The following is a 5,989-nucleotide window of genomic DNA, read 5'->3' on the forward strand; positions in this document are numbered from 1 at the left end:
CGGGACTTCAATGATGACCCGGACGAATCCTTCGAGGAGTTCGCCGGGGATGTCCTCGACATCTTCAACGCCGCGCCGGACGCGGTGTACTCCTACGATCCGCAGATCAGGCCGGGTTCAATCCAACGTCTGCCGGAGCCAAACCGTGAGAAACTGCTGGGGTTGTGCAGCCTCGCCAGCACGCAGCTCATGAACAGGGCGCGGAACTGCGCGAACCCGCATGATATGGTGCGGTACGCGCTGGCCGCCGAATGGATCGAAAACGACAATGCGGAACTTATTCCATTCCTCACACAGGAGGAGCGAAACCGCATCACCATCGAACTCGCCAAGAACAACCGTACCGGTGCGTCCGGGGTGTTGGAGGACAGCGCATTGGAGAATGTCACTGATGCTTTCGGAATGCTGCTGGCGGACACCCCTTATGAGCATGTCATCGACACCCGAAGCCCCATGGGCAAGCCCTCCGCCGAAAGGCCGGAGGTGTTCTGCACGATCCAATGGGCAAGGGACGACATTGCGGCGGCCATCGAGGACGCCTGCGACCCGTCGTACGACGTGGAACTCGACCGGCACGGCCCGCAGGGGGAACAGGTGGAAGCCCTCATCGATCAGGTCATCGACGGGATCGGCAGCGATCTACAGGACCGTTCCATCGCAATGGGGTGGAGCGTGATCGCCAACTTCCTGCCGGATGAGGTCATCCGGCAGGCGGCAGCTCTCGGCGTTCCCGAGGAGGAGCGCAACGCCCACGCCGAGCCTGCGTCCGGTCATGGGCCGTCCATGCCCCGGCTCGCGGATGAGGCTGAGGCGTCCCGCACGGCATCGGACATGCTGGCCGGGTCCAGCGGCTCTGCCAGCCGTTCCCCGCAGCAGGAGAAATGACGATGATCCCACCAATGAAGGAAAACATCAGCGGATTCGGGAAGGAAGGTTGTGTCATGAAGAAGACCGTTTGGAAAAGGATAGTTTCGGCTACGGCGATGGCGGCAATCGCCGCCGTCACGCTCACGGCGTGCAACAGCCCGGAGGCCGCGATCCGCGACGACCTCACGAACCAGCTTGAGACGATCAAACAGGGGGACGATTCGTTCGTGTCCGGGATCGAGGAGAATGCGGGCGAGGACTTCGCCTCGCTGGGCATCGATACGGACGAGTTCGTGACCGCATATCTGGACGGGTTCGATTACACCGTGGAGGACGTATCGATCAAGGACGGCGTGGCCACCGCCAAGGCCACGATCACCTGCAAGTCCCTTGACGGCATCATGACGGATTTCCAGAACGACTACTATTCGCGTCTGGATTCCTTGGATATTACGGAGCTGTCCGATCAGGACGCCCTCAGGCAGCTCGCAGGGGAGACCATGATGGATGTGGTCGAGACGGCGGAGACCGCCGAGACCGATTGCGAGTTCACCTACACGCGCACGCCGAAGGGCACATGGAAGTGCGACAACGGGGACGAGGCGCTTGCACAGGCGATGAACTGACAGCCGCCATTCCATGCAGGGGGATGCACGATCTTCCAGCGCATCCCCCGCACGGGGGCGATACCGTGCGAATAAGAGAAGGATTCGCGCTTTTGATTGACGGTGTGCGGTTTCCGCAGCCGTTTGTTACACCGGGTTTACCCTCATTCGAGGATTTTCGATTTCCCAGTCTCCCGAATATTCTGCCGCAGCGCTGCGGTTTTACATAGATGCTCACAATGATGTGAAAAACGAAAGGAGACCATCATGAACCATTTCAGAGAAAGAATCCGCCGTCTCCGGACGGGCCTCATGGCGTTCCTGCTCATGCTGGGAAGCCTGTTCGGCGTGCTCACGCCCGCCATGCAGGCATACGCGGCGGAACCCACCATCACGGGCACCTGCCATATCGAGGTGGACGACCTCGGGGCCAACACCGGCGGTTCGGAGCCATACACCACCTTCTTCGTGACCATGCCGGACGGGCAGACCTATCACGGGGAGTGCATCGACCACGGGAGCTACATCCCCTTGGCCGGGGACTACCCGTTCACCGGCACATGGAACGGCACCAGCTATGACATCATCGTGGAGAGCCGGTACTTCGCCGACACCAGAGAGGATGTCTGCCCGGAGGAGCGCCCCAATTTCGACCTGTACGGGCAGGGCTACACGCAGCGCGTGGGCAACTTCACCTATATGCCCTACGGATACGTGCGGATCGTCAAACAGAGCGCGGACCCCGCCCTCACGGCCGGGAACGCCATGTACTCGCTGGCGGGCGCGGAGTTCACCGTCACCAGTCAGGACGGCAGTGTGCTGGGCACCCTCACCACAGAGGAGGATGGCACCACGGGCACGTTGGAGGTGCCCGCAGGGCAGACCGTCACCATCCGTGAGACCAAGCCCCCGGAAGGGTTTCTGCCCGCAGCGGAGCAGGCCGTCACCATCACCGCGCAGGAGACCGCGACTCTCACGTTCAGCGACGCCCCGGCCTACGATCCCGCCGGGCTGATGGTCGCCAAATACGACGGCGAGAGAACCTGCAACGATGAAGGCAACCTGCCACAGGGTGCCGCCACGCTCGAAGGCGCGGAGTTCACCATCGAATACTACGGCACCCTCAGCTATGACGATTACGACACTCTCAAGGAGGCCGGAATCGCCCCGGCCCGCGCATGGATCGTCGCCACGGACGCGAACGGGTTCGCCTTCCTCGATGAAGCCCATCTGGTGTCCGGGGATGACCTGTACAGGGACGCCAGCGGACAGGCCGTGATCCCGCGCGGCACCCTCGTCATGTACGAATCCAAACCGTCGGAAGGGTATCTGCTCAATAGGGACTTCCTGAACTTCCAGAAGATTCAGGAACAGCCCGTGGAGAACGCCGTCACCTACCAGACGCCGCAGGTGCCGGAACAGGTGGTGCGCGGCGATCTCACCTTCAGCAAGAAAACCGGGGACAGCGCCGACCGGATGGCCGGAATCCCCTTCAAGCTCACCAGCCTGACCACCGGGGAAACCCACGTCATCGTCACCGACGCCAACGGGTATTTCAACTCCGCGTCCTCGTGGAACCATCACACGCATAACACCAACGGCAACGACTGGGCGCTTGGCGAATCCGAACCCATCGACAGTGTTCTGCTCGATCCCACCGCAGGCGTCTGGTTCGGCCTCACCAGTGAGGGCACCCTGACCAGCCCGGACGACGGGCACGGCGCGTTCCCCTACGACTCCTACAGCATCGAGGAGCTGCGCTGCACCGCCAACGAAGGCTACCGGCTTATCCACACCACCGTCACCATCACCCGCGACGGCGTGGTGTACGACTACGGCACCCTCGACGACCAGCCCCAACCCACCGTTTCCATCACCACCAACGCCTACGACCCCACCGACGGAGACAACTCCATCATGGCCGGTGACGTGAGGATCGCGGACAAAGTGACCTACACCGGCCTCACCGCAGGCGAAACCTACCGGCTCACCGCCTCGATCGTGGACACGGAAACCGGCGAACCCGTCACCGTGGACGATAAGCCCGTCACCGCCACACATGAGTTCACCGCGCAGACTGCGGACGGCTATGAGATCGTGGAAACGACCCTGCCCGCCACCGGCTTGGGCGGCAGGACCATCACCGTCTTCGAGGAGCTTCACCGCGTGAGCGACGGCACCCTCATGGCGGAGCATAAGGACAAGGACGACGTGGACCAGCAGCTCCGCGTCATCGCCCCGCAGATCGGCACCACCGCCACGGACGGCACGGACGGCGACAAGACCGTGACCGCCGATATAGAGGCCACCATCGTGGATACGGTGGAGTACGCGAACCTCATCCCCGGCGAGGAATACACCCTCACCGGAGCGCTTTATGTGAAGCATGTGGACGAGGAAGGCAATGTGACGGAGGAAGCCCTGCTGGATGCGGACGGGAACCCCGTCTCCGCCGAGACCACGTTCGCACCGGAGTCCCCGGACGGTTCCATGGAGGTCAGGTTCACCTTCGACGCCACAACCCTTCCGGACGGTACGGAGCTGGTGGCGTTCGAGATCCTGACCCATGACGGCGTGGAGGTCGCGGCCCATGCTGACATCAGCGATGAAGGCCAGACCGTCATGGTGGAGAACCCCAAACCGGCAATCGGCACCACCGCCACGGACGGCGCGGACGGTGATAAGACCGTGACCGCCGACGCGGAGGCCACCATCGTGGATACGGTGGAGTACGCGAACCTCATCCCCGGCGAGGAATACACCCTCACCGGAGCGCTTTATGTGAAGCATGTGGACGATGACGGCAGCATCACCGAGAAGCCTCTGCTGGATGCGGACGGGAACCCCGTCTCCGCCAAGACCACCTTCACACCGGAGAACGCCAGCGGCTGTGTGGAAGTGACGTTCACGTTCGACGCTTCCGCCATTGCGGACGGTACGGAGCTGGTGGCGTTCGAGACCCTGTTCCACAACGGCGAGGTGATCGCCGTCCATGCGGACATCACCGACGAAGGCCAGACCGTCACCGTGGAGCACCCGGAGGAGCCGGAGACTCCCGACACCCCCGAACAGCCCGAACCGGAGCAGCCCACCCCCGAGCCGGACAAGCCGCAGGGGTCCACCTACGGCAAGACCGGCGTGAGCACCATGCCCATCGTGGCCGGGATCGTCCTGCTGATCGTGGCGGCGGGCGGCACCACCTTCTGCGCGCACCGGCTGCACCGCAAAGACGGGAGCGACGGCCATGACGAATAAGACGAAATCCCGCATCCTGTTGGGCATGAGTGTGGGCTTCGCACTCATGGCGGCAATCCTGTGCTGGCTCCTCCACTCTTGGGGAGGAGCGGCACAAACGCCGCCCTCGCCCAGAATACTGTCCCCCACACAGGGGGACACGGCAGACCCTTCCCTGACCATAACCTCCGACGCATCCTCCTCCACGGGGGAGGATGATGCCAGCGAGGCGGCGGATGATGGGTTCCCCACAGTGGACTGGGCCTACTGGCAGGGCGTCAACCCAGATGTCATCGGGTGGATCACCGTGCCGGGCACCACCATCAATTCCCCCATCGTGCAGGCACCCACGGATGACCCGGACTTCTATCTCAGCCACGACGTGTACGGGAACTACAACGTCTACGGAGCCATATATCTCGACGCGGAATGCGTCGAAGCAGGGCTGGACAGCCGCAACGCGGTCATTCTCGGCCACCATTCTGGGAATCTGGAAGCCGCGCCCTTCGGCGTCATCCAAGAATACGCGGACGAAACCTTCGCCGCCGGGCACGCCACAATCCTTCTTCAGACTCCGGAGTGGAAACGGGCCTACGAGGTGCGGTTCGCGCAGATCGTCAACGGTCTGGAACCATCCAAGAGGACCGTTTTCCACAATAATGAGGATTTCCGCATGTGGTACGACGCGATGCGGATGGACGCCTCCATGACGCTGGACGGCACCATGGAACCGGAACAGGCCGTCTCCCTTGTAAGCTGCTCCTACTATGTCCACCCGGAGAACGAGCGCACCGTCGTGGTGGCAAGCGAAAGCGGTGGAGACCAAATGGTACCCTGATAGAGGTATCTGCAATGGACAGAAAGGAAACCAACATGACAGAACCAAACCCATGGCAGGCCCCCGAACAGCCTGTGCCCGCACCGGCGCTGCCGCAGGCGGACGACACCCTGCCGGTGACGGGATGCTCCTTCAAGGACGCCATCATCCGATACTGGAAGGGCTACGTGCGCTTCCGTGGCCGTGCCAGCCGTAGCGAATACTGGTGGGCGATGCTGTTCACCTTCCTCGTGTGGTTCGCCTTCAGCCTTCTGGATCAGTCGGGCAGCGGCTTGGGCGCTCTGTTCTCCCTGTTGAGCGCCTGCTGGGGACTCGCCACCATCCTACCGACCATCGCCATCTCATGGCGTCGCCTCCATGACGCGGACAAGCCCGGCACGTTCATGTTCATCGTGTACGGCCTGTACCTTATCGGGTACATCATGTTCTTCTTCGGCCTGTTCGG

The 5,989-nt window shown here is 62.5% G+C and carries 5 protein-coding genes; all 5 read left to right on the forward strand.

Annotation, left to right across the window (positions count from 1 at the left end; genetic code table 11):
* Positions 1–885 (forward strand): hypothetical protein (locus B5G37_RS15300; protein ID WP_204217944.1); only part of this gene is annotated, 885 nt, incomplete at its 5' end.
* 56 nt (positions 886–941) lie between these two features.
* Positions 942–1,493, forward strand: coding sequence for a DUF5105 domain-containing protein (locus B5G37_RS13860; RefSeq protein ID WP_143482972.1), 552 nt, complete (start codon positions 942–944; stop codon positions 1,491–1,493).
* Positions 1,494–2,705: 1,212 nt separating this feature from the next.
* Positions 2,706–4,727: a VaFE repeat-containing surface-anchored protein gene (locus tag B5G37_RS13865; RefSeq protein WP_143482973.1), complete on the forward strand. Its 2,022-nt coding sequence runs from the start codon at positions 2,706–2,708 to the stop codon at positions 4,725–4,727.
* The gene (locus tag B5G37_RS13870; protein ID WP_087258803.1) at positions 4,717–5,544 is read left to right on the forward strand and encodes a class B sortase; all 828 of its coding nucleotides are present in this window, start codon (positions 4,717–4,719) and stop codon (positions 5,542–5,544) included. Before B5G37_RS13865 ends, B5G37_RS13870 begins: the two co-directional genes overlap by 11 nt.
* Positions 5,545–5,558: 14 nt before the next feature.
* Positions 5,559–5,989: DUF805 domain-containing protein (locus B5G37_RS13875; RefSeq protein WP_143482974.1), on the forward strand; the 431-nt coding region annotated here is incomplete at its 3' end.

The sequence above is a fragment of the Pseudoflavonifractor sp. An85 genome, assembly GCF_002161235.1.
Taxonomy (GTDB): domain Bacteria; phylum Bacillota; class Clostridia; order Oscillospirales; family Oscillospiraceae; genus Enterenecus.

Bases quoted from the DNA above. Each gene is read 5' to 3' on its own strand.
- B5G37_RS13860 (WP_143482972.1), top strand. From the start codon at position 942: ATGAAGAAGACCGTTTGGAAAAGGATAGTTTCGGCTACGGCGATGGCG.
- B5G37_RS13870 (WP_087258803.1), top strand. From the start codon at position 4,717: ATGACGAATAAGACGAAATCCCGCATCCTGTTGGGCATGAGTGTGGGC.